Source organism: Dehalobacter sp. CP (genome assembly GCF_047652685.1).
Lineage (GTDB): Bacteria > Bacillota > Desulfitobacteriia > Desulfitobacteriales > Syntrophobotulaceae > Dehalobacter.
In genome coordinates, this window is sequence record NZ_CP157399.1 from 623,824 (window position 1) to 646,075 (window position 22,252).

At 45.1% G+C, this 22,252-nt stretch carries 16 protein-coding genes and 1 riboswitch; of the genes, 10 read left to right on the forward strand and 6 right to left on the reverse strand.

Annotation, left to right across the window (positions count from 1 at the left end):
* Positions 1–62: 62 nt before the first annotated feature.
* The 3 genes from gltB (at position 63) to AAH944_RS03190 (ending at position 8,956) form a co-directional block, all read left to right on the forward strand.
* Positions 63–4,619, forward strand: coding sequence for a glutamate synthase large subunit (gene gltB, locus AAH944_RS03180; RefSeq protein ID WP_415536417.1), 4,557 nt, complete (start codon positions 63–65; stop codon positions 4,617–4,619).
* A gap of 2 nt (positions 4,620–4,621) precedes the next feature.
* Positions 4,622–6,106 carry a glutamate synthase subunit beta gene (locus tag AAH944_RS03185; RefSeq protein ID WP_415536419.1) on the forward strand — a complete coding sequence of 495 codons (1,485 nt, stop codon included), beginning with the start codon at positions 4,622–4,624 and terminating at the stop codon, positions 6,104–6,106.
* A gap of 243 nt (positions 6,107–6,349) precedes the next feature.
* Positions 6,350–8,956: a PEP/pyruvate-binding domain-containing protein gene (locus AAH944_RS03190; protein WP_415536421.1), complete on the forward strand. Its 2,607-nt coding sequence runs from the start codon at positions 6,350–6,352 to the stop codon at positions 8,954–8,956.
* 79 nt (positions 8,957–9,035) lie between these two features.
* On the opposite strand, the gene AAH944_RS03195 is transcribed toward AAH944_RS03190, so the two are convergent.
* Both AAH944_RS03195 and AAH944_RS03200 read right to left on the reverse strand, forming a co-directional pair.
* A complete protein-coding gene (locus AAH944_RS03195; protein ID WP_019225259.1) occupies positions 9,036–9,401 on the reverse strand; it encodes a NifB/NifX family molybdenum-iron cluster-binding protein in 366 nt (121 codons plus the stop codon).
* 21 nt (positions 9,402–9,422) lie between these two features.
* Complete coding sequence (locus tag AAH944_RS03200; protein WP_415536423.1) at positions 9,423–9,791, reverse strand: metalloregulator ArsR/SmtB family transcription factor; 369 nt, start codon at positions 9,789–9,791, stop codon at positions 9,423–9,425.
* Between the two features lie 206 nt (positions 9,792–9,997).
* Between AAH944_RS03200 and AAH944_RS03205 the strand changes: the two genes are divergently transcribed.
* Both AAH944_RS03205 and rpoN read left to right on the forward strand, forming a co-directional pair.
* A complete protein-coding gene (locus AAH944_RS03205; protein ID WP_025206062.1) occupies positions 9,998–10,666 on the forward strand; it encodes an HD domain-containing protein in 669 nt (222 codons plus the stop codon).
* A gap of 282 nt (positions 10,667–10,948) precedes the next feature.
* Complete coding sequence (rpoN, locus tag AAH944_RS03210) at positions 10,949–12,334, forward strand: RNA polymerase factor sigma-54 (protein ID WP_415536425.1); 1,386 nt, start codon at positions 10,949–10,951, stop codon at positions 12,332–12,334.
* Positions 12,335–12,626: 292 nt separating this feature from the next.
* Here the strand turns inward: rpoN and AAH944_RS03215 are convergent, their stop codons facing one another.
* From AAH944_RS03215 to AAH944_RS03230, 4 genes are all read right to left on the reverse strand, one after another.
* Positions 12,627–14,345: an NADH-dependent [FeFe] hydrogenase, group A6 gene (locus AAH944_RS03215; RefSeq protein ID WP_415536427.1), complete on the reverse strand. Its 1,719-nt coding sequence runs from the start codon at positions 14,343–14,345 to the stop codon at positions 12,627–12,629.
* Entirely contained in the window at positions 14,345–15,631 is a 1,287-nt protein-coding gene (locus AAH944_RS03220; protein ID WP_415536429.1) for a complex I 51 kDa subunit family protein, read from the reverse strand. The genes AAH944_RS03215 and AAH944_RS03220 overlap by 1 nt, the downstream gene beginning before the upstream one ends.
* On the reverse strand, positions 15,615–16,094 hold the full coding sequence (locus tag AAH944_RS03225; RefSeq protein WP_415536431.1) for an NAD(P)H-dependent oxidoreductase subunit E: 480 nt from the start codon (positions 16,092–16,094) through the stop codon (positions 15,615–15,617). The genes AAH944_RS03220 and AAH944_RS03225 overlap by 17 nt, the downstream gene beginning before the upstream one ends.
* Positions 16,095–16,431: 337 nt before the next feature.
* Positions 16,432–17,091: a redox-sensing transcriptional repressor Rex gene (locus tag AAH944_RS03230; protein ID WP_415536433.1), complete on the reverse strand. Its 660-nt coding sequence runs from the start codon at positions 17,089–17,091 to the stop codon at positions 16,432–16,434.
* 490 nt (positions 17,092–17,581) lie between these two features.
* A riboswitch (molybdenum cofactor riboswitch) is annotated at positions 17,582–17,716 on the forward strand.
* A gap of 73 nt (positions 17,717–17,789) precedes the next feature.
* On the opposite strand from AAH944_RS03230, the gene glp reads away from it, so the two are divergent.
* From glp to AAH944_RS03255, 5 genes are all read left to right on the forward strand, one after another.
* Positions 17,790–19,007 carry a gephyrin-like molybdotransferase Glp gene (gene glp, locus AAH944_RS03235; RefSeq protein WP_415536434.1) on the forward strand — a complete coding sequence of 406 codons (1,218 nt, stop codon included), beginning with the start codon at positions 17,790–17,792 and terminating at the stop codon, positions 19,005–19,007.
* A gap of 89 nt (positions 19,008–19,096) precedes the next feature.
* Positions 19,097–20,116 carry a molybdopterin-binding protein gene (locus tag AAH944_RS03240; RefSeq protein ID WP_415536436.1) on the forward strand — a complete coding sequence of 340 codons (1,020 nt, stop codon included), beginning with the start codon at positions 19,097–19,099 and terminating at the stop codon, positions 20,114–20,116.
* Between the two features lie 51 nt (positions 20,117–20,167).
* A complete protein-coding gene (gene moaA / locus AAH944_RS03245; RefSeq protein WP_415536438.1) occupies positions 20,168–21,130 on the forward strand; it encodes a GTP 3',8-cyclase MoaA in 963 nt (320 codons plus the stop codon).
* 8 nt (positions 21,131–21,138) lie between these two features.
* On the forward strand, positions 21,139–21,627 hold the full coding sequence (gene moaC / locus AAH944_RS03250; protein ID WP_415536440.1) for a cyclic pyranopterin monophosphate synthase MoaC: 489 nt from the start codon (positions 21,139–21,141) through the stop codon (positions 21,625–21,627).
* Between the two features lie 115 nt (positions 21,628–21,742).
* On the forward strand, positions 21,743–22,237 hold the full coding sequence (locus tag AAH944_RS03255) for a MogA/MoaB family molybdenum cofactor biosynthesis protein (RefSeq protein WP_415536442.1): 495 nt from the start codon (positions 21,743–21,745) through the stop codon (positions 22,235–22,237).
* Positions 22,238–22,252 lie beyond the last annotated feature (15 nt).

A 22,252-nucleotide genomic window follows, 5' to 3' on the forward strand; every position in this document is an offset into this window, starting at 1 on the left:
ATGGATTTTTGGTAAAATCGTAAAGAAACTATAGATATAAACTCCAACAAAGGGTGTGTAATATGAAATACAATCAATTGCCAAAAAAACAGGGTCTTTACGATCCGGCCTTTGAGCATGATGCCTGCGGTATGGGATTTGTCGTGAATATCAAAGGTGAAAAATCACACGACATTGTCGAGGAAGCTTTAACTGTTCTGGAAAACTTAAACCACAGAGGCGCCAGTGGTGCGGATGAGAATACGGGTGACGGGGCTGGCATTCTGGTGCAAATACCCCATAACTTCTTTAAACGGGAATGTGATGTTCTTGGTTTTAATTTGCCGGAAAAGGGCAAATATGGTGTAGGGATGATTTTTGCGCATAAATATGAAGATTTTCGGGTTACCCAGATGGATTCTTTTGAAAAGATTGTTCGTGAGGAAGGACAGAAGATTCTTGGGTGGCGGGAAGTCCCGATTGACAAATCAACGGTCGGCCATAGTGCCAAAGCTGTAATGCCCCGGTTTATACAGGTTTTTATCGGAAGAAGCCCTGATCTGACCGATGATATGGATTTTGAAAGAAAGCTCTATGTCATTCGGAAAAGAGCAGAGAAACTGATCATCCCAATGTGTGAAGACAAGGGCGGCTCCTTCTATGTTGCCAGCCTTTCCAGCAAAACCATTGTCTACAAAGGTATGCTTACAGCTGAACAGCTCAGGAATTTTTATCTGGATCTTTCCGATCTCGATTTTGTTTCAGCATTGGCCATGGTTCATTCCAGGTTCAGCACTAATACCTTTCCGAGCTGGGAGCGGGCACACCCGAACCGATATATTGTCCATAATGGGGAAATCAATACCATCAGAGGAAACGTGAACTGGATGAAGGCCAGGCAAAAATGCATTGATTCACCATTATTTGATGACATTTCCAAGGTATATCCGATTGTTGACGAGTCAGGCAGCGATTCGGCCATGTTTGACAACAGTCTTGAGTTTATCCATCTTACCGGCAGATCACTTCCACATGCTGTCATGATGATGATTCCTGAGCCATGGGAAAAGAATGATCTGATGTCTAAAGAAAAAAAGGACTTTTATGAGTTTAATAATTTTATTATGGAGCCTTGGGACGGACCGGCTGCCATGGGCTTTACCGACGGAACCGTTATCGGTGGCGTACTGGACAGGAATGGACTCAGACCATCACGTTATTATGTCACGAAAGATGATAAAGTTATCCTCGCCTCCGAGGTGGGGGTTCTCGACATCAAACCTGAAAATGTCAAGTATAAAGGCCGTTTGGAACCGGGTAAAATGCTCCTGATCGATACGGAAGCACAAAGGATCATTTCTGATGAGGAAATCAAAAAGAATGTTTCCCTGATGCATCCGTATGAAGAGTGGAATAAGAAGCATATTGTCTATTTAAGTGATCTCCCTGCTGACGACGAATTGGAAGCACCGATGCTGGAAGATATTATCTCCCAGCAGAAAGCATTTGGCTATACCCATGAGGATATCCATAAAATGATTCTGCCGATGGCGACTGATGGCCTTGACCCTGTCGGATCGATGGGCATGGATTCACCGCTGGCAGTACTTTCAGACAAACCTCAAATGCTGTACCATTATTTCAAGCAGCTTTTTGCCCAAGTGACGAATCCCCCGATTGATGGCATCCGTGAGGAAATCATTACCTCCAGCACAATGCTCCTGGGGAATGCGGGAAACCTTCTGGATCCTGACCGGACGCATAGTTCCGCAGTATATCTGGAGTCACCGATCCTCACCAATACGCAATTGGATACCATTATGAAATTAAATAACGGGAAGTTCAAGACAGCCAGGATTTCCATTCTTTACAAGGCAGCTGGCGGCCTTAGAGCAATGGAAAGAGCTTTAGACAAAATATCCCGGGAAGCAGATAAAGCAATTGCTGATGGCACAAATATTCTTGTTCTTTCGGATAGGGGCGTTAATAAAGAATTTGCTGCTATCCCCGCTCTTCTGGCATCTTCAGGGCTGCATCACCATTTGATACGCCGTGAAATCCGGACGAGTGTGGGTATTGTTCTGGAGACCGGAGAAGCCAGGGAGGTACACCATTTCTGTGCCTTGATCGGGTACGGTGTTACCGCGATCAACCCCTATATTGCTTACGAAACGATCAGAGACCTAGCGGCCAAAGGAATGACGAATGGCCTAAGTTATCAGGAGGCCAAAAAGAACTATATTAAAGCCTCGATCAAAGGCATCTTAAAGGTGCTTACGAAAATGGGTATTTCGACGATGCGCAGCTACCATGGTGCCCAGATATTTGAAGCTGTCGGACTGAAAAGAGATCTGATTGACCGCTACTTTACTCAGACGCCATCCCGCTTGGAAGGAATCGGTCTGGAAGAAATTACGATGGAAAATCAAATGCGGCATGAAAGCGCTTTTGATGAGAATGCACTTTATACAGATACACTGGAAATCGGCGGCTTCTACCAATGTAAAGATAACGGGGAGATTCATCTCTACAACCCGGAAACAATCTACCTGCTTCAGCGCGCCTGCCGGGAAGGCGATTACCATCTTTTTAAAGATTACTCCAGAAAAATTAATGACGAGGAGATCTATACACTCAGGCAGCTGCTGGATTTCAAAATAAGCGCCGGAGATACGATTCCTATCGAAGAAGTCGAACCGGTCGAGTCTATCGTCAAAAGATTTAAGACCGGGGCGATGTCCTATGGCTCGATCAGCAAGGAAGCTCACGAATGTATGGCGATTGCCATGAACCGTTTGGGCGGCAAAAGTAACAGCGGTGAAGGCGGCGAGGATCCTGAAAGATTTAGAAAGCTGCCGAATGGCGACAGTCTGATCAGTGCCATCAAGCAGGTTGCTTCAGGTCGCTTCGGTGTTACCAGCAGCTTCCTGGTAAATGCCTCGGAAATACAGATCAAAATGGCGCAAGGGGCCAAGCCTGGAGAAGGCGGGCAGCTTCCAGGCCGGAAGGTTTTTCCGGCAATTGCCAAAGTTAGACACTCAACACCAGGTGTCGAATTAATTTCACCCCCGCCGCACCATGATATCTATTCAATCGAAGATCTGGCGGAACTGATCCATGACCTTAAAAATGCCAACCGTGATGCCCGAATCAATGTTAAGCTTGTTTCTGAAGTGGGTGTCGGTACGATCGCGGCCGGTGTGGCCAAGGGCAAGGCCGACGTTATTCTGATCAGCGGCTATGATGGCGGTACAGGTGCTTCACCGAGAACAAGCATTAAAAATACAGGATTGCCGTGGGAATTGGGACTTGCCGAAACCCATCAGACCCTTGTGCTTAATCGCTTAAGAGACAGAGTCGTCCTGGAAACAGACGGTAAGCTTCTGTCAGGTAGAGATGTTGTCATCGCTGCACTTTTAGGTGCTGAGGAATATGGATTTGCCACCACCCCACTCATTTCCATGGGCTGTGTGATGATGCGCGTCTGCAATCTGAACACATGCCCGGTAGGTATTGCAACCCAGAATGAAGAGCTCCGTAAGAATTTTGCCGGCAAGCCTGAGCATGTTGAGAATTTTATGTTGTTTATTGCACAGGAAATGCGGGAGATCATGGCAAAACTTGGCTTCAGGACCATTAATGAAATGGTTGGACGTACAGACAGGCTCAAACACAAAGAAAATATTAAGAATTGGAAAGCAGCCAAGGTTGATCTTTCCCAGGTTCTGTATCAGCCCTATGCCGGTGCAGATGTCGGCAGATTTAAGTCACAGCAGCAAAACCATGGACTGGAAGAATCCCTGGATATGCGCAAGCTCTTAAGAATGTGCAAACCGGCCCTGGAACACAAAAAATCAATCCGGGCCAAACTGAAGATCAACAATGTGGATCGTGTGGTTGGAACCATTGTCGGCAGTGAAATAACCAAGCGTTTCGGGGAAGTGGGGCTTCCGGAGGATACCATTAAGCTGACTTTTGTTGGTTCTGCTGGTCAAAGCTTTGGTGCGTTCGCACCCAAGGGCATGTCCTTGGAACTTGAGGGTGATGCTAATGACTATATTGGCAAAGGCCTTTCGGGTGGTAAAATCATAGTCTATCCGCCAAAAACTTCGGATTTTGAACCAGCAAAGAATATTCTAATCGGCAATGTCGCCTTCTACGGTGCAACTTCGGGTGAAGCCTATATCAACGGAATCGCCGGTGAAAGATTCTGTGTCCGAAACAGCGGCGTCAATGCGGTTGTTGAAGGTGTCGGCGACCATGGCTGTGAATATATGACCGGAGGAAAAGTTGTGATCCTGGGTAAGACAGGACGGAACTTTGCTGCGGGTATGTCCGGCGGTGTTGCCTATATCCTTGATTTTGAGGAAATATACTGCAACAAGTCCCTGATTCTTATGGAAAAAATTGCTTCGGAAAAGGAACTGAAAGAAATCAGGGAAATGATCCGTAAACATGTAGCGCACACGGGAAGCCCCCTAGGCCGGAAAGTACTGGACAATTGGGCGGATTACGCAGCAAGATTTACGAAGATCATACCCAAAGATTATAAAAAGATGATGGAAAATATCGATAGAGCTCACAAGGCTGGCTTAAGCGGTGAAGAAGCCCTGACGGCTGCCTTTGAAGGGAAGGTGTGATCATGGGAAAAGTAACAGGATTTTTAGAGTATAACAGAATCGATCCGAAGAAAAGAAAGCCTGAAGAGCGGATCAAAGACTACAATGAAGTCAAGATTCCCCAGGATCCTGAGATTGTCCGAACGCAGGGCGCGCGCTGTATGGACTGCGGTGTACCTTTCTGCCACGGCGGTGTGCTCTTGAACGGCGCCGCTTCAGGTTGCCCGCTGCACAATTTGATTCCAGAATGGAATGAGCTCGTCTATAAGGGACAGTGGCGGGAAGCATACAAGCGGCTGACCAGAACGACGCCGTTCCCGGAATTCACCTCAAGGGTTTGCCCTGCACCTTGTGAAGGGGCTTGTACCGAAGGCTATATCATGGACGCTGTGACTATTAACAGCATTGAATATGAGATTATCGAGAAAGCGTTTGCCGAAGGATGGGTAAATCCTAAGAAGGCCAAAGCCACCGGCAAGAAAGTCGCTGTTGTCGGTTCGGGCCCGTCCGGACTGTCTGCGGCCTATTATCTGAATGCCGTCGGCCATGAGGTCACGGTGTATGAGCGGGATGACCGGGCTGGGGGACTTTTGATGTACGGGATCCCCAACATGAAGCTTGATAAACGATTTATTGAAAGACGGCTTGATGTACTGAAGGCATCCGGGATAGAATTTGTTCTGAATACCGAAGTCGGCAAATATATGAAGGCCCAAGAGCTCATAGACAACTATGATGCCGTTGTGCTGTGCACAGGAGCTACCAAGCCCCGGAGGCTGGATGTGGAAGGCAAAGATCTGAAAGGGGTTTATTATGCCGTAGACTTCCTAAAAGCGACCACCAAAAGTTTATTGAATTCCAACTTAAAGGATGAGAGTTTTATTAGTGCCAAGGGTAAGAATGTCATCATCATTGGCGGTGGAGATACCGGGACGGATTGTGTGGCCACGGCAATCCGGCATGGCTGCAAAAGTGTTTTTCAGTTTGAAATTCTGCCTGAGCCACCTGCCCATCGTCTTGAGGCTGAGAACCCCTGGCCGGAATGGCCGAAAAAACTGAAAGTGGATTACGGACAGGAAGAAGCAATCTGTCTTTATGGCAAGGATCCGAGGAATTATTGCATTTCCACCACAAAGATTGTGGGCAATGAGAACGGTGAGGTCAAGGAAGTTCATACAGTCAACCTTACCTGGGTCAAAGATGCTGCCGGCAGAATGGTTCCACAGGTGACTCCCGGAAGTGAAAAGGTATGGGAAGCGGACCTGATCCTGCTGGCCATGGGCTTTTTAGGGCCTGAAGACAATATCCCCACAGAGCTTAAGCTGGAGCGGGATGCTCGCAGCAATGTCAAAGCGGAATATGCGTTTTTTGAGACGAATGTTGACAGAGTTTTTGCCGCTGGCGACATGCGCAGAGGTCAGAGTCTGGTTGTCTGGGCTTTCCAGGAAGGAAAGCTGGCAGCTAGAGAAGTGGACAAATATTTGATGGGAAAAAGTATAATTATCTAGCCAATTGTTATGATAAACAGAGTGCAATGTTCATGCCGGATGTGATAACATGATATTACACGGCATCCACCGTTATGCTTTATCATACCGAATAGTAAAGCCAAGTAATGGATAGATGCTAGGATTCATTGCTTGGTTTTTGCGTATCGGTTATTGGCTGCTTGCACATATAGATTTGAGTGTCAGCAATTATTAATTTTAAGGATAAAATGATAGCTAAATTGGCGTAAGGAATGATGTGTAATGGATCAGCGTAAGAAAATAAGATCCGGCCTGCCGGGGCTCGATGAGATCATCGACCATCTCAGGATTGGCGATAATGTTGTTCTGCAGGTTGACAATATCGCAGATTATGAATCCTTTGTGCTGCCTTTTGTCAGAACGAGTCTGGACGAGGGCAGAAAAGTGATTTATATGCGGTTTGCGCGTCATTCTCCAATTATTGACGACAATGAAAATGTTAAAGTGTATCATATTGACGCCGAACACGGTTTTGAAGCTTTTTCCACGCAGGTCCACCAGATTATTGCAGCTGAGGGAGAAGAGGCTTTTTACGTTTTTGATTGTCTGTCCGATCTTTTGTACACCTGGGCAACGGATCTTATGATCGGCAACTTTTTTCAGATCACCTGTCCGTATTTATATGAACTGAAAACGGTGGCTTTCTTTGCAATTTATAAAAATATGAATTCGTATGAGACGATTTCCGCAATTCGGGAAACGACCCAGGTATTGATGAATATCTATAATGTCAGGGGACAGACCTATATCCATCCGGTCAAAGTGATCGACAGGTATTCACCGACGATGTTTCTGCCGCATATCAAACAGGCGCAGGATTTTATTCCGTTAACAAGCAGCAGCGATGCTTCAAAGCTGTTTGCAGATATGTCCCTGAATGTATTTGATGCTCCGCGAAGGCATTTGGATTATTGGGACCGGATGTTTTTGAAAGCGTCAGACACCTATGAAAAGGTAAAATTCAGTCGTATACCGTCTGCTGAGGAAAAAAACCTGGTAGAAAAGCTCTGCCGGATGGTTTTAAGTCGCGATGAAAGATTCCTTGAGTTGCTGACGAAGGTCTTTACTCTGGAAGATTTGCTTCAGATCAAGTCAAGTTTAATTGGATCGGGATTTATCGGCGGCAAAGCGGTCGGAATGCTTCTGGCCAGAAAAATTTTACTTGAAGATGAAAATTTTGATTATAAAAAAATTCTGGAACCCCATGATTCATTCTACATTGGTTCTGATGTCTTTTACACTTATCTTGTTAAAAATGGTCTCTGGAAACTTAGAATGGAGCAGAGAAAACCTGAAAAATATTTTTCTCTGGCCAGAGTCATTAAAAGCAAAATACTCAGCGGTGTTTTTCCGGAGAATGTCAAAAACCATTTTTTGCGGGTCCTGGAGTACTTTGGACAATCACCGATCATTGTCCGCTCCAGCAGCCTTTTGGAAGATGGATTTGGTAATTCTTTTGCTGGAAAATATGAAAGTGTTTTTTGTACGAACCAAGGTACGCTCGAACATCGCTATCTTGAATTTGAAAACGCTGTGAAACAAGTCTTTGCCAGCACGATGAGCGACGACGCGCTGATGTATCGTTTGAAACGAGGAATAGCCGACCAGGATGAGCAGATGGCTTTGCTTGTTCAACGCGTATCGGGTTCTTATCGTAAGGAATATTTTTTCCCGGATCTTGCTGGGGTCGGCTACTCAAACAATATCTATGTCTGGGATGAGAAAATGTCTCCGAAAGCGGGCATGCTGCGGGTAGTTGTAGGTCTAGGCACTCGGGCTGTAAACCGTACGGCAGGTGACTATGCCAGAATTATAGCGATTGATGAACCTTTGTCATCACCTTTAACGGATTTTGATGATTACAGGCAATATGCCCAAAGAAACATTGATGCGCTGATGGTAACCAAAAACAGCATGGTTGGTATCGCGTTTAACGATCTTTTAAACGAAATTGACGATCCCAAACTGCATTATTTCGCGCAGAGAGACTATACTGCAGAAAAAATGATGAAAGAAATAGGCCAGCAAGGCCGGCAGGCCTGGATTATCAATTTTGATCAATTTCTGTCCGATTCCACTTTTGTCGGGGTCATTCAAAAAATGCTTAAATGCCTGGAAAAATTCTACGCATATCCGGTGGACATTGAATTTACCGTTAATTTTAAAGATTTGAATCATTATCAGATCAATCTCCTGCAGTGCAGGCCGCTGCCCGCAAAAGGTCTCAAAAGTAAGGTGGTGTTCCCGAAACATATTGATTTCCAAAAAACATTCTTTCAAAGCCATAATACTTTCATGGGCGGGAATATCCATTATGGTATTCAGCGAATCATTTATGTCGAGCCTGAAACCTACAGCAGGCTAAGTGACCTCGAAAAATACAGGGTAGCCAGATGTATCGGCAAATTGAACAGCCAGATTGAGAAAGAAAACATGACCGTGCTGCTGCTCGGCCCCGGACGATGGGGTACCAGTACGCCTTCGCTCGGCGTGCCTGTTTATTTTTCCGAAATTAATAATATCACTGTCCTTGGTGAAATTGCAGTTAAAGAGGGCGGGTTCACCCCGGAGATATCTTACGGAACCCATTTCTTTCAGGATCTCATTGAAAGTGATATCTTTTATGTGGCGCTTTTTCCGGAAGGCAGGGGAGGAGTCCTTCAGACAAAACTATTAAACCACTTTCAAAATTTGCTTCCTGAGCTGCTACCACTGAGCGCCTCCCTTGGAGAAATCATTAAAGTATATGATGTCAATAAAGGAATGCATAAAGCCCTGGAGATTATTGCTGATGTCGGGAAACAAAAAGCGGTATGTTTCTTTAAATAGAATTTGATGGCTGACAAGATAAAAAAGTAGCCCTTCGGGGTTGTTTTTCCCCCTTAGGGCTAGAAAATATCTATCAAGGTTAGTGGCATCCGTGATGGCTGCAGCTGTTCATGGCAGAGAATTCCGGAAGCTGGTTATCCAGGAAGAGCTGGATGTTACCCGAAACGGTGGCATTATCAACCCGAAAAGCACGCACCCCTTGCGCATTGAGTTTCATTAGGGCGCCTGCACCGATTCCGCCAACCAGAATCGCGTCCACCTGTTCTCCACCCAATGCCTTCAAAGGCTGGCACATCCCGTGCTCATGATGAGAGTCTCCGTTGTCGATGACTTTCATCTCTTCTTTATCCAGGTCGTAGATCAGAAAAAATGGGGCTGAGCCAAAATGATCATAGGGGATACTCTCAAGTCCTTTGTCTTCTTTTACAGGGATACAAATTTTCATGTTTAAGCTCCTTTTCTCGGTTTATTCATTGCTTGAACGCTCACAGCACTTTTCACGCTGGGCATTGCAAGCATATTGACAATTGAATGGGACGCTGAAAACATCTTTATAGTGGTCCGAGGGGTGGGTGCCTGATATCTGCTCAATGAATCCGATCAGATCTTCAAAAACTGATTGCTGCAAATTGTATTGTACGAAGTAGCCTGTTTTCTCGCCAATCAGAAGGCCGGCTTCCTTTAAAATTTTAATATGTTGGGACACGGCTGCTTCGGAAATTTGAAGATGTCTTGCAATTCCTTTAGCACAGATGCTTCTTCTGGACAAGATAAGCAAGATCTGCAGTCTTGTTTCGTCAGAAAGCGCTTTGAATACCTGCACAATTTGCTCCATATATCCTCCGAGTATTTTTAATTAACTAAATACTTAACTAAATTATAAAATACTTAAGTAATTAAGTCAAATAAACTGTTTTCTAAGTGGTTATAAAAGAAACGCTTCTGAAGACTGGCATTTCTCTATGTTATAATGATATGAAGACTTTTACGCCTTCATTTAAAAGCGTTTATTGCAAGGACAGGGAGGCATAGAATATATCAATGGAAAAACGGTATCGGGTTCTGCAGGATATTGTAGAGAAAGAGCTGTCTTATGCGGCCCACGATCTGGATCATGTTATGCGGGTCTATCATCTTTGTTTGATTCTGGCCGGGCAGCGGGAGGATGTCGATACGGAAGTATTGATTCCGGCTGTCCTGCTTCATGATATTGCCAGAGCCAAAGAGGATGAAGATAATTCCGGAGAGATCGACCATGCCGTATTGGGTGCGGAAATGGCCGAGAAGATCCTTCAAGACCTAAATTATGATCCGGATTTGAGACAGGAGATCACACACTGTATTTTAGCGCATCGGTTCAGAACAGGACATCAGCCGGAGAGCATCGAAGCCAAAATCCTCTTTGATGCCGACAAACTTGATATCATCGGAGCAACTGGGATTGCCCGCTCTTTCATGCTTGCTGGCCAGCACGGGGAAAGACTATATCATGAGGTTTCTGTCGAAGAATATCTGAAGGAAAATATTGGTGAGAACGGCAGGATTAAAGATGCTTCCAAACATACGACCAACCTGGAATTTGAGCTTAAATTAAGAAAAATACCGGATAGGCTGTATACGGAAGAAGCGAAAGCAATTGCCAGAAAAAGGGTCAGATTTATGGAGTTATTTTTCAAGACTCTAGTGGAAGAAGTAACAGGAAATAAATAATTGAAATAAATAATCCTTGAAACGAATCTGCAAAGCGTTGAAATTGGTTGGAAAATGAAGAATAATTTACATAAAAAAATTAAAAAACAATAATAGAAAGTATTTTAAATAAGTTGTATACTTGAACGTAGATATCGTTTGGCATGAATCTTGCCGTAAGGGTCAAGTGGATGTAGCATACCCGAGTAAATCCCGGTTTTTAATGTGAAAAGAATATGAAAATGCCGTCTGTCCGGGAATCTGTATAGTATTTTAGTTTGATTCAGAAGGTGGAAGGAAAATATGAGGCAGATACGCCAAGATATATTTCTTGAACAGCAACAGAGATTGTTCATGACCACTGAACTGCGTCAGGCAATTTCTGTATTGCAGATGTCGACTCTGGAACTAAGCGAGTATATCACAAAAAAAATAGAAGAGAATCCTTTTCTGGACGAAGATGAACCTGTTGCTGAAAACAATGAGGTTGTCAGCAAAACTGCAACCCGGGTTAATATGGACGACCTGATTGAACATTTCAGCAGCGACAGCAATATGGGTCATATCTGGAATGAGAAGAATGAAAATGACACCGGATACGAACAATATCTGTCTGATCGGCCAAGTTTATATGAGCAGCTTGAATTACAATTGAATTTAGAGATCAAAAATCCTGCGGATATTATCATTGGAAACTTTCTGATAGGAAGTATTGATCGGAACGGCTATTTTACAACAGAACTGGAATATGTCAGCCAAAAATTGAATGTTGCCGTTGAGAGAGTGGAAGAGGTCCTAAAGGTCATTCATACTTTCTATCCTACCGGCGTAGGTGCCCGAAATCTTCAGGAATGCCTGCTTCTGCAAATGAGAGCAAACGGCAAGGATAGTGAGCTTGCGGAACAGGTTATTCAAAACTACTTCCAGGAGCTTGCCGACAAAAAAATAATGAAAATAGCCAATACCCTCTCCGTGTCTACGAAGCAGGTCCAAGAAGTCTATGATCTTATCAGGACGCTTGATCCCAAACCCGGACTGCAGTTTGGCGCTGAAAGAAATCCTTTTATTTGGCCTGATGTTACGATTATGAGAGACCAGAACGATTATATGGTTATTGTAAACGACTTTGATTTTAACTATTTGAGAATCAATCAGACGTATGTGGATATTCTCCGTAATTCGAATGCGTTATCTGATGATGTAAAAAAATATCTTGAAGAAAAGTTTGATTCCGCTTTGGGACTCATCCGCGGAATTGAACAAAGAAGACTGAACATTTACAAAGTTGTGCAAAGCATTGTTGATATTCAAAGAGAATTTTTTGACAATGGCATTGAATATCTGAAGCCCTTGACCATGAGTCAGGTTGCGGACCTGGTCGGCATCCATGAATCTACGGTAAGCCGGGTCACCTGCAACAAATACGTTCAGACGCCGCGCGGACTGTTTGCTTTGAAGTATTTCTTTAACTCCGGTGTGGGTTCTTATGACTGCGACAAAATAAGTTCCAAAAGTGTCAAACACTTGATCCAGGATATCATTAATAAAGAAGACCCGAACCAACCACTGAGCGACCAGGATATTATGATGATGCTTGTGAACAAAGGGATGAGGATCTCCCGGAGAACTGTCAACAAGTACCGTCAGAGTATGGGGATACCTACAAATTTACACCGTAAAAGATATTAATTGTCCAAAGCATTATCGCCTAAACTTACGGGGCACGAGATTCAAGTGGCATTGATGATTTTGAACTATATTTGGGTGGAAGATTAGTCAATATAATGCGAAGGAACCGCGGGTATTTAATAACATCCACGGTTCCTTCGCATTATATTTGAATAGGTAATTAAGGGAGGGTGTGTTCAGAGAGAAGGTATATTCAGATAAAGAGTGTCCATTGGAAGGAGTGTTCAAGGGGAAGGTATATTCCAGAAAAGGGTGTTCATGGACGAGGTGCTTTTGCTTCGGCATCGCTGTTTTAACTGCGGTTGCAATATTGGGTGTGCAAAAGCCTGTGGGATAATTCTCCGAGGGGCTCAAGCAGAAAGTCCTGATAGAGTTCCTGTACTGCCGGATTTTCATGTGACTTGCGTAGCGGCATATTTTCATCGACCTGGTACAGGGCTTCGATCCGTCTGGCTCTGATCTCATTGGTCGTGCCGTAAGGCTGGCCTCCTCCGCCGATACACCCTCCGGGACAGCACATGACCTCGATGAATGTATAATCGGCCTGGCCGGCTTTGATCATTTCCAGGATTTTTTTGGCGTTGGCAAGTCCGTGAGCAATCCCCGCTTTTACTTCCGTTCCGGCAAGATCAACCGAAGCTTTTTTTACGCCGACCATTCCGCGCACGGCTGTAAAGTTTAAGTCAGTCAGGGTTCTACCTGTAACAACTTCATATACGGTACGCAGGGCTGCTTCCATAACTCCACCGGTTGCTCCGAAAATAGCGGCTGCACCTGTTGATATGCCGAGGGGCGAATCAAATTCAGCTTCAGGGAGCATCCGGAAATCAATTCCCTCGTGCTGCAGCATTCTGCCAAGTTCGCGGGTCGTGAGGACGATATCTACATCCTGGCTGCCGCTTGCATTCATTTCCGGGCGCTCGGCTTCAAATTTTTTAGCGGTACAGGGCATCACGGAGACGACAATGATATCCTTGGCTTCAAGGCCACTGGTCTGAGCGTAGTACGTTTTGGCCAGGGCCCCAAACATTTGTTGGGGAGATTTGCAGGTTGACAGATGCGGAATTAATTCCGGATAGTAATGTTCCATATATTTGATCCAGCCGGGACTGCAGGAAGTAATCATCGGCAGGACACCGCCGTTTGCTATCCGGTCCAGTAATTCATGGCCTTCTTCCATGATGGTCAGATCTGCTGAGAAGTCTGTATCAAAAACCCGGTCAAATCCCAGACTGCGCAAAGCAGAAACGAGTTTTCCTGTCGCGATTTCGCCTGATGGGAATCCAAATTCCTCGGCTAGGGATACCCGGACGGCCGGAGCGACCTGAACGACGACATGTTTTTGGGGATCGGCGAGAGCTTCCCAGACGCGGTCTGTATCATCTCTTTCATGAATTGCACCTACCGGACAAACCAAAGCACACTGTCCGCACAGCACACAGGCGACATCAGCCAACTGTTTGCCGTATTCCGGTGAAATGCTGATTTCCGTACTGCGGTCATGACTATAGAGGATTCCAACGTTCTGAATATAGTGGCAGGCTTCCGCGCATCGGCCACATTTGATGCATTTATCTGGATTTCTGACCAGCGAGGGAGTTGAGAAATCCTGAGAAAAACTGTGTTTTCTTTTTTCTCCTTGGATATCCCTGACTCCGAATTTGGCGGCGATTTGTCTGAGCTCACAGTTGCCGTTGCGGATACAGGTCAGACATTCCTGCGGATGGTCAGCAAAAATTAATTCCAGAATCGTGCGGACGGTCTCTCTGACTCTCGGAGAATTCGTCGTGATGTTCATTCCGGCTGTTACCCTAGTGGAACAGGAAGGCACAAGGTTTTTTACGCCTTCTATCTCGACCACACAAATCCGGCAATTTGCCTTGACGCGCTGATCAGGATGATGGCAAAGGGTTGGAAGATCAATGCCCTGTTGTCTGGCTGCCTCTAAAATAGTGATTTCAGGTGCAACTGCCGTTACCTTACCGTTTAGCGTAATATTGATAGTTTGCATCAGGCGGTCTCCTCCTCAATGAATGATGGTTTGTTATCACGGCAGGAAGCAAGATATTCATCCCGGTAATAGGCCAGGGAGGAACGAAGGCTGTTGCCGGCTGCTTGGCCGAGACCGCAGAAGGAAGCTTCCTGAATCGCCCGGGTATAACGCTCCAGCGTGCTAACATCCTGACGCACGGCTTCTCCGGCGAGCAGCCTGTCAAGGATCAGATTGGCCTGACGCAGACCTTCCCGGCAGGGCGTGCATTTGCCGCAGCTTTCATGCAGAAAGAAGCGCAGACGGTTTTGAACGTTTGACAAGATCGAACGGGTGTCGTCCAAAACAAAGATAGCCCCTGATCCGATCGTAATCCCGGTTTTGGCACAGGCCAGATATTCCAGCGGGGTAAAAAGCATTTCCGGCGGTATCAGAACGCCGGAAGCGCCGCCAATGTTTACCGCTTTTATGGCTTTTCCGGTCTTTGCTCCGCCGCCATATTCGTTGATAATTTGAGCGAAGGTCATTCCGAATGGTACTTCAAATAAACCACGGTTTTGGACATCACCGGAAAGCGAAATCAACTTGGTTCCGGGACTGTCCGGTGTACCAAAAGAACGGTACCAGGATGCACTTTTTTCAATGATTTTGGGGATATTGGCAAGCGTTTCAACATTGTTGATCAACGTGGGTTTTTGCCAGAGACCGGCTTGGGTCGGGTAAGGGGGTTTCAGACGCGGACGGCCTTTTTTGCCCTCGATGGAGGAAATTAACGCGGTTTCCTCACCGCAAAGATAGCTTCCGGCACCGGAAAATAGCTTTAAAGACAAGCTGAAACCACTGCCAAGAATATTGTCTCCAAGGAACCCGCGGCGCTCGGCTTCTTCGATGCTTTCGCGCAGGATTTTCTGTGCTTCAGGATACTCGTGCCGCACGTAGATATAGCCTTCGGAAGCTCCGGCCATAAACGCCGCGATGGTGATGCCTTCCAACAGTTGGAAAGGGATATGGGTCATAATGAACCGGTCCTTAAAGGTGCCTGGTTCACCTTCGTCGGCATTGCAAATGATATAACGCAGTTTTTCCGTGTTGGCTCGAAGCATTTTTATTTTTTCAGCAGTAGGGAAAGCAGCTCCGCCCCTGCCGCGCAGTCCAGCATCCAATATTTCTTTCAGGGAAGTTTCAGGACCCTGGGCCAGGGCTTTGGCTAACGCGGAATATCCACCGTTTTGACAATGATGGTCCAAGTCGACATGCCTGCCCGGAGAAATATTAAAAATCTGATCGTCATCAAGCATTTTGTTCATCTTGATATTCCTTTCTTAAATTATGGATAATGGTGACCGCAGCTTCCGGAGTCAGGTCACCATAGACCGCATCATCAATTTTGATGGCCGGAGACATATAGCAGGCACCAAGGCAATTGACGCTTTCCAGAGAAAAAAGCCCGTCTGCTGTTGTTTGTCCGATCTTAATACCGAGTTCCTGTTTAATTGCAGCAAGGATGGAAGCTTTGTTGGCATTTTCACAGGGCGCGTTCGTACATATCCGGATAATGTGTATGCCCCGTGGTTTCAGGGAGATCTCACTATAGAAAGATGCCGTAGAATAAACTCTGCTTCGGGAGATATTCATTTCCCGGGAAATTTCATTTACGGCTTCTTCACTCAGATGATTCTGGGGGTCGGCATCCTGAACGGCTAAAATTACTTGAAGCAACAAGGCTTCTTTTTTTCCAAACCGGTTGACAACTTCTTTGATTGCCGTCATTTGATCACACTGCCTTTCTGTAACCTTTCTGCAGGAAAGTTTACCTGTGCTTGCTTCAGTGTAATATGGGGCAAAATGTAAATCAAGAATAGTTATTTATTTGACAAAATAACAGAATAACGATGCAAAATAATAGACATTGCTAGCAAAGTTATTAATATATTTAACAATGCTGTTAATTATTTAACAATAAATAAGAAATCTCCCGGTTCAGTTTTAACAGGGAGATTAGCAGGGCTATTTGTTATTTTTCTTGAATTGATTATTCTATTTTTATATGCCTATTTGTTCGCCTAATTGTTGATTGCTTTATGATCTATTCAACAATAATTGCTGTTTATGGTTTTTCTTTCAGCGACTCTTCCCTCAGCGACCTTTCCTGAAGGTTGTATCCGAGCACCATCAGACAGTCAATCATATGGGTATTTTCCACAATGATATCTTCCGGCATCATCAGTTCGACCGGAGAGAAATTCCATAAAGCTTTAACGCCTAAATCAGCAACCAACCTGGCGACCTCACCGGCACAATTTTCCGGCACGGTCAAAACCGCAATATCCACAGGGTTTTTGCTCAAAAAATCTGACAGGTTATCCACGGGCTGGACCTCAACGTTTCTGATTTTTTCGCCGATCAGTTCAGGCTTGACATCAAAGATCCCGGCAAGTTTAAACCCGCTTTTTTCAAAATTCGCGTGTTTGGCCAAAGCATGGCCCAAACTTCCGGCCCCTATAATGATCATGGTATGAGAATGCTGCAGTCCAAGCAGTTTGTGTATTTCCTGATGCAGAAAACCGACATCATAACCATATCCCTGTAAGCCGTTGCCGCCAAAACAGAAAAAGTCCTGTCTTACCTGAGAAGAGGTCAGACCCATTCGGTTGCCCAAATCTTTAGAGGAAATCCTGCTGATTCCCAATTGCAGCAGTGTTGAAAGATACCGGTAATATCTGGGCAAACGTTTTACAACCTGACTGGATAGTTTCTTTTCGTCCATCGACAGTTTCACCTCAAAATTGAATAATACGCAGTATAGTATATCATAATTTCGAAGTCCGGGGATGGGAATCGGTAATTTTTTAGTCTGAGAATTGCTGGATAATCTGTCTATTCCAGCTAATTTGTAAATCTGGAGGCAATAGATGAACAACAAATTCCTGTTTTGAAAATTTTATGACTCAATTTTTAAAAAATGATATCATTGCTTAACAAAACGAAAAAATGCTTGGTGATAACATGATGGGCATTTCTCAAGGCTTGCAGGGTTATTAACGCTGTTAAACGAAGTAAATTTGAAACTGGCACTTATTTTGCATTGATTATTGAATAAGGAACGAGTAAGATAAGTATAATCTTATCTTACCATGCCATTACCCTTGGGTGTGTTCCTTCCCTTTATATAACCCTACTAGGAGTGTTCACCTAGTAGGGTACCCCCTTCAATTGCTGAAGCGAATATAAGCAAAGGAGTCGGCGGATCACGACATTAGAATATTTTTCTCCGAGCCTTGGATCCTAAAGTTGCAATGCGGCTATGGATGCAAGGTCTGGACAAAGTCCACGGAGTAGTAGAAGAAATTCTATTACTTGCTGTATTGCGAAGGAGATGTGAAAAGAATTGGTTTGTTTGCCGAGCCAAAAATCTTTATCCTGCATGTCCGTGCAGGATTTTTGTGATTAATAAGGAGGATATGCATGCAAAAAAATATTTCGTTGGAAGAAGCCCAAAGTTTGATATTTGATTATTGTCCTTTGACCGAAATGGAGAATAATCATTTAGCGGATACCCTTGGTAGAGTGCTGGCAGAGGATATTGTTGCCAGGGAAAACATTCCGCCGTTTTCGCGTTCACCTTATGACGGTTTTGTTTTCAGGGCCGAAGATACTGCGGGAGCCAGCGAAGCTAATCCGGTCACCTTTGAGGTGATTGAAGAAGTGCCGGCAGGTTATACGGCCCAAAACGCTGTCAGCAAGGGTCAGGCAATTAAAATTTTGACAGGAGCTCCGATCCCTGAAGGCGCGGATGCAGTTGTCAAATTTGAAGAGGTAGAAGTTCAGGGTAGCAAGATATCTGTTTCAAAGGCCTTCATGCACGGTGAAGATATCGTGCCTGCGGGTGAAGATATTGCCGTAGGTGATCTGATTGCGGCTGAGGGAACCGTTGTTACGGCACCGCTGATGGGGCTGATGGCCTCCCTCGGTGTTGCGGAAGTACTGGTTTATAAACGTCCAAAAATTGCGATTATCTCTACCGGAGACGAACTGCGTGATGTAACGGAGCCTCTGGCTCCCGGTAAGATCCGAAACAGCAACAGCTATACACTCCAAGGCTATCTCCGTTCACTTGGTGCAGAGACTGTCGTGATGGGGATCTGCAAAGACAAGAAAGAAGATGTTGCAGCTCTGGTTGAAGAGGCTTGGAAGCACGCCGACTTGGTACTGACGACCGGAGACGTATCGGTGGGAGACTATGACGTGATCCGGCATGCAGCCGATTATCTTGGCGCCGAAACACTTTTCTGGAAAATTGAGATTAAACCGGGCTCACCGTGTCTAGCCGCAGTGAAGGACGGGAAGATGCTGATCGGCTTGTCAGGCAATCCGGCCGCAGCAATGGTAACTTTTCAGCTGATGGCTGTCCCCTACATTAAAAAAATGACTGGCAGAAGGGATTATTGTTATCGAAAGATTGAAGTGACCCTGAAGAAGGATTTCCGAAAATCAAGTCCTCGCCGAAGATTTTTACGCGGCAGAATGCTTTACGAGAATGGTATGGTCATCATGGAATCGACCGGAGAACAAGGCAATGGCGTACTGCGCTCCATGCTCGGCTGCGATATCCTGGCGGAAATTCCGGAAAAGAGCGGCCCAGTCAAAGCCGGTGAAAAATTAACCGCTTATATCATTGAATAGAAGCAAAATGAAAAAGTTGGAATTCAATAAGAATGGGAATCAAATAAGAAGCTGTTATACGATTTTATGGTCTAAGGAGATGAATAAAAGTGAAAAAAATAGCAGTCCAGGATGCAGTCGGCATGACCCTTTGCCACGATATAACGAAAGTGATTCCTGGGGAATTTAAAGGCCCCGCTTTTAAAAGAAATCATGTGATCAAGCAGGAAGATATCGAGGAACTGTTGAGTCTTGGTAAAGAGCACATCTACGTCTGGGAAGAAAATGCCGATGAAATCCATGAAGACGATGCGGCGATCAGAATGGCACAAGCTGTCATGGGTCAGAACATCAGTTTTTTGGAACCTCAGGAAGGTAAAACTACGTTGATTTCGACTCAAAAAGGTTTGCTGAGGATCAAAAGCTCATTGCTGCACGAAATCAATTCGATCGAACATGTTACGATACCGTCCCTACCGAATAATTTCAAGGTTGAAGTTAATCAGAAAGTTGCAGCAACCAGGATTATACCGCTTGTTACCAAAGAAGAAAATATTCGCAAAGTAGAAGAATTATGCACCCTTTATGGTCCGGTATTTCATGTTGAGCCGTATATAAAGCTCAGGGTTGGGATTGTAATTACCGGAAGTGAAGTGTATAAGGGAAGGATCAAAGATAAATTTGGGCCTGTGATCAGGAAAAAACTTGAGTATTTTGGCGCGGAAATCATCGGTCAGGAATATTGCCCTGATGAATTGGAATTGATTCAAGCGAAGATCACAGGTTATATGAAGCAAAAAGCCGACATGATTATTATGACCGGGGGGATGTCCGTAGATCCCGATGATCTTACTCCTGGGGCGATCAGGAGTACCGGTGCAGATGTTGTAACATATGGTGTTCCTGTTCAGCCCGGCAATATGTTTATGCTGGCTTATTTGAATGGGATACCTATCTTAGGCGTACCTGGAGCGGCCGCCTATTACAAGACCACTGTCCTGGATGCGGTACTCCCGAAGATCTTTGCTGGAGAGACACTGAACAAAAATGATTTTATCCGCATGGGGGAAGGCGGCTTATGTTTGAACTGCCAGATGTGTCAATATCCAAGCTGCTATTTCTGCAGATAAAAATTTTCATTCAGTGTACGGGTATACGAGTGTAAGTGGGGAGTTGGGATAATGATCGATGCATATGGCAGGGATATCAATTATTTAAGAATATCTGTAACGGATTTATGCAATTTAAAATGTACGTACTGTATGCCGGAAAAAGGTATTGAGAAAAAAGAACGCTGCGATATCTTAAGCCTGGAAACTATGGAGAAAATTGCTGAGACAGCCGTTAAACTCGGGATCACCAAGATCAGGCTCACTGGCGGAGAGCCATTGGTAAGGAGAGGGATCATGGATCTGGTCCAAAATATTGCCTTGCTGAAAAACAAAGGACTCAAGGAACTGGGACTCACGACCAACGGGCTGCTTCTGGAAAAATATGCGGATGACCTGAAAAAAGCTGGGCTGACGCGGGTAAATATTAGTATTGACAGCATGGATCCGGCAAAATATAAGGAAATTACCCGCTCCGGTAATGTCCAGGATGTTCTGGAAGGGATCAGGGCGGCAAAAGAAGCAAAACTATTCCCATTAAAGATCAATGTCGTTCTTATTGGCGGATTCAACGACAATGAAATCGAAGATTTTGTCGCGATGACGATGGATGATGATATCGAAGTTCGTTTTATTGAGCTTATGCCGATTGGGGAAGCTGGAGCATGGGGCCGGGAGCATTTCTTGTCCAACGAAGAAATACTAAAAAGAGTACCGACGTTGATCCCGATGCCATTTAAAGGACATGGCAGCGTAGCACGTCTCTACAAACTTCCGAATAGCAAAGGCAAGGTTGGTCTGATCAGCTCGTTAAGCAGTCATTTCTGTAATTACTGTAACCGGATCAGGATTACGCCCGACGGCAAACTGAAACCATGTCTTCATTCCAATATCGAGATCGATATCCGAAATTACGGTGAAAACGGACTTGAGAAGTTTCTGATGGATGGAATCATGGCAAAACCCACCCGGCATTGTATCCAGAACAGTGACTTTGAGCCGGTAATAAGAAATATGCATGAAATAGGCGGGTGAAAAATAACATGAATGAACTGACACATTTCAATGAAGAGGGACGGGCCAGAATGGTTGACGTAAGCAGGAAGGCTGAAACCACTCGCGTGGCGGTAGCACGCGGCGAGATCCGGATGAAGCCTGAAACCCTGACGCTAGTCAAGGAGGGACTCATGGCTAAAGGGGATGTGCTGGCGGTGTCACAGGTTGCAGGTATCATGGGTGCCAAAAAAACTTCTGATATTATTCCGATGTGCCACCCGCTGCTGTTGTCGGGAATAGATGTTTCTTTTAAAATCAACGACCAGGAAAGCAAGATTGAAATTCAGGTAACAGTTAATAACTCCGGCCAGACCGGCGTCGAAATGGAAGCACTTACGGGAGTTTCTGTCGCAGCGCTTACCATCTATGACATGTGCAAGGCCGCAGAAAAGGATATGGCGATCGGGGATATCTGTCTGGTCAGCAAGTCCGGCGGCAAAAGCGGCAATTATATCCGAGCGGATAAAACAAAATAAAACAAAATATTTAAGAGATTTAATAAATAACAAATTATGAACAAGAAATGAACAAGATATCCAGAACAAAAATGACAGATGTACTATTCAAAAAACTTTAAAGAGGTGAAAGACGATGATCACTGTAGGTGTTATCACAGCCAGTGACAAAGGATCCAGAGGAGAACGCGAGGACTTAAGCGGGCAGGTCATTAAAAATATGGTTGAAGAGATCGGCTGGGAAGTTAGGATTATGGAAATTGTTCCGGATGAACAGAAGATCATTGAAGCCAAGCTGATTGAATATGCCGACGAATGCAAAGTTGATGTGATATTCACGACCGGAGGAACCGGGTTTTCACCGAGGGATGTGACCCCGGAAGCTACGCTGGCTGTCGTCGAAAGGCTCACTCCGGGAATTCCCGAGGCGATGAGACTGGAGAGCCTGAAGGTCACGCCCAGAGCGATGCTTTCCAGAGCGGCCGCCGGGATCAGAGGCAAAACCGTGATTATCAATTTACCGGGAAGCCCTAAAGGTGTTAAAGAATGTCTGACTGTTGCTCTGCAGTCGTTGGAGCACGGTATAGAAATTCTAAAAGGGACTGCCGAAGAGTGTGCGCAGCCAATTTAACAAACAACAGACAGG

Excerpts from the sequence above, each read along its gene's own strand:
- AAH944_RS03195 (WP_019225259.1), bottom strand. The coding sequence starts at position 9,401 with ATGAAAATTTGTATCCCTGTAAAAGAAGACAAAGGACTTGAGAGTATC.
- rpoN (WP_415536425.1), top strand. The coding sequence starts at position 10,949 with ATGAGGCAGATACGCCAAGATATATTTCTTGAACAGCAACAGAGATTG.
- AAH944_RS03230 (WP_415536433.1), bottom strand. The coding sequence starts at position 17,091 with ATGGACGAAAAGAAACTATCCAGTCAGGTTGTAAAACGTTTGCCCAGA.
- AAH944_RS03205 (WP_025206062.1), top strand. The coding sequence starts at position 9,998 with ATGGAAAAACGGTATCGGGTTCTGCAGGATATTGTAGAGAAAGAGCTG.
- AAH944_RS03255 (WP_415536442.1), top strand. The coding sequence starts at position 21,743 with ATGATCACTGTAGGTGTTATCACAGCCAGTGACAAAGGATCCAGAGGA.
- AAH944_RS03225 (WP_415536431.1), bottom strand. The coding sequence starts at position 16,094 with ATGACGGCAATCAAAGAAGTTGTCAACCGGTTTGGAAAAAAAGAAGCC.
- moaC (WP_415536440.1), top strand. The coding sequence starts at position 21,139 with ATGAATGAACTGACACATTTCAATGAAGAGGGACGGGCCAGAATGGTT.
- AAH944_RS03200 (WP_415536423.1), bottom strand. The coding sequence starts at position 9,791 with ATGGAGCAAATTGTGCAGGTATTCAAAGCGCTTTCTGACGAAACAAGA.
- AAH944_RS03190 (WP_415536421.1), top strand. The coding sequence starts at position 6,350 with ATGGATCAGCGTAAGAAAATAAGATCCGGCCTGCCGGGGCTCGATGAG.
- gltB (WP_415536417.1), top strand. The coding sequence starts at position 63 with ATGAAATACAATCAATTGCCAAAAAAACAGGGTCTTTACGATCCGGCC.
- moaA (WP_415536438.1), top strand. The coding sequence starts at position 20,168 with ATGATCGATGCATATGGCAGGGATATCAATTATTTAAGAATATCTGTA.
- AAH944_RS03215 (WP_415536427.1), bottom strand. The coding sequence starts at position 14,345 with ATGCAAACTATCAATATTACGCTAAACGGTAAGGTAACGGCAGTTGCA.
- glp (WP_415536434.1), top strand. The coding sequence starts at position 17,790 with ATGCAAAAAAATATTTCGTTGGAAGAAGCCCAAAGTTTGATATTTGAT.
- AAH944_RS03185 (WP_415536419.1), top strand. The coding sequence starts at position 4,622 with ATGGGAAAAGTAACAGGATTTTTAGAGTATAACAGAATCGATCCGAAG.
- AAH944_RS03220 (WP_415536429.1), bottom strand. The coding sequence starts at position 15,631 with ATGAACAAAATGCTTGATGACGATCAGATTTTTAATATTTCTCCGGGC.